The organism is Actinocrinis sp., assembly GCF_035938995.1.
Classification (GTDB): domain Bacteria; phylum Actinomycetota; class Actinomycetes; order Streptomycetales; family Catenulisporaceae; genus DASZGI01.
Map to the genome: position 1 here is coordinate 1 of NZ_DASZGI010000196.1, position 2,067 is coordinate 2,067.

General features: G+C 69.7%; 2 protein-coding genes. One reads left to right on the top strand and one right to left on the bottom strand.

Translation table 11 applies throughout. From position 1 onward, the window contains the following. Nucleotides 1–1,353, top strand: a 1,353-nt coding sequence (locus tag VGZ32_RS14155; protein ID WP_326886470.1) for an alkaline phosphatase family protein, incomplete at its 5' end; no start/stop codon positions are given. A 57-nt stretch (nucleotides 1,354–1,410) separates the two neighbouring features. On the opposite strand, the gene VGZ32_RS14160 is transcribed toward VGZ32_RS14155, so the two are convergent. After that, nucleotides 1,411–2,067 (bottom strand): ABC transporter ATP-binding protein (locus tag VGZ32_RS14160; protein ID WP_326886471.1); only part of this gene is annotated, 657 nt, incomplete at its 5' end.

Here is a 2,067-nt window from a genome sequence, read left to right on the forward strand (position 1 = left end):
GGATTCAGCTGGACGACGTACCCCGAGTCGCTGCAGAACGCCGGCGTCAGCTGGCGGGTGTATCAGGAGACCGACAACTACGACGACAACCCGCTGGCCTGGTTCACCCAGTTCCGCAACGCCGCGACCAGCTCGCCGCTCTACACCCAAGGCATGGCGTACGTCGGCGACGTGGCCTCCGCGATCGCGAGCGACATCGCGGCCGGAACCTTCCCGAAGGTCTCGTGGGTGGTGGCGCCCGCGGCGCAGTCCGAGCACCCGTCCTACGCCCCGGCCCTCGGCGCGCAGTTCGTCGGCAACGTGCTCTCGGCGATTGCCGGAGACCAGGCGACCTGGGACTCGACCGTGGTCTTCCTCAACTACGACGAGAATGACGGGTTCTTCGACCACGTCGCGCCGCCGACGGCGCCCTCCGGCACCGCCGACGAGTTCGTCAGCGGCAAGCCGATCGGCCTCGGCCCGCGGGTGCCGATGACGGTCATCTCGCCCTGGTCGACCGGCGGCGTCGTCTGCTCCGAGGTGTTCGACCACACCTCGCCGCTCCAGTTCGTCGAGCAGTGGCTCGGGGTGCAGTGCCCGAACATCTCGGCCTGGCGGCGGCAGGTGTGCGGGAACATGCTGGCCGCGTTCGACTTCTCCAGCACCGTCACCGCCTTCCCGTCGCTGCCCTCGACCTCGGCGATCGTCGCGCAGTACGAGTCGGAGACCTCGCTGCCCGCCCCGACCGTGCCCTCCCAGTCCCCGACCACGCTGCCGACCGTGGAGCCCGGCGACCGGGCCGCGCGACCGCTCGGGTATGTCTTCGACACCACCTCGTGGACGGATACCTCCACCAACCGAATCTGGTTCAAGACGGTCAACAACGGGTCGCTGGGCGGCGGATTCACCGCCTACACGGTCAACTACCGGACTTATGCGGCGTGGCAGTACACGTGCACGGTCGGATCGTCGATCTCGGACTACTTCTCCGCCTACACCTACGGCGGCGGCCCGTACGACATCGACCTGCACGGCCCCGACGGCTACCTGCGCGGCTTCAAGGGCAACGTGCTGACGTGGACGAGCACCACGAAGGCGCACCCGGAGGCGTACGTCGTGGACAACAAGGACGGCGCGACCATGGCGCTCACGCTGACCAACTCGGGCACGGTCGCGACGACCTTCACGATCGGCGCGAACGCCGCCTACCTGGCGTCGGGTGGTAGTTCGAGCACGGTGACGGTCGCGGCGGGCGGCAGCTACACGACGACGCTCGCGGCGACGTCGGCCGGCCGCTACGACTACACCGTCACGGCCAGCGTCGGCGACGGTTTCGCGCGCAGGTTCGCCGGACGGCTCTATAACCAGGCATAAGGGTTCTCATGAGTCCGCGCGCGCCGCCTCGGACGGGGCAGCGCGCACGGACATGGCTCAGTTCGGCAGGACGAGCACGGGGCGCGGGGCGGGCACGACGCGCACCCGGATCCCGGCTGGGAACTGCGCCGCGCGATGCGACGGCAGGTCGGCCTTGACCTCGGTGCCGTCCCCGAGCGCGATCGTCAACCGGGTGACCGAGCCCAGGAAGGTAGCGATGCGGACGGTGCCCTCGCTGGTCCCGGTCTCGTGCACGGTGTTCAGTCCAACAGCGTTCAGTCCAACGGTGTCCAGTCCAACAGCGTTCGGTCCAACAGTGCCCGCTGCGGCCTTCACGCCCTCGAGCGGCTCGAGGCCGAGGGCTTCCGGCCGCAGCAGAACCTTGACCTTCGTGCCGGGCTTCGGGCGCTCGCCGTCGACGGGCAGCCGCCGCCCGGCGCTCTCCACCAGGCCGCCGTCGAGCATCGTGCCCGGCAGATGGTTCATCGTGCCGACGAACTCGGCGACGAAGGCTGTGGCCGGGCGGTCGTAGAGCTCCGCGGGCGCGGCGCACTGCTCGAGTCGTCCCGCGCGCATCACGGCCACCCGGTCGGCCATCGACAGCGCCTCCTCCTGGTCGTGCGTGACGAACAGCGTGGTGATGCCGAGATCGAGCTGCACCCGCCGGATCTCGTCGCGCAGTTGCAGGCGCACCTTCGCGTCCAGGGCCGACAG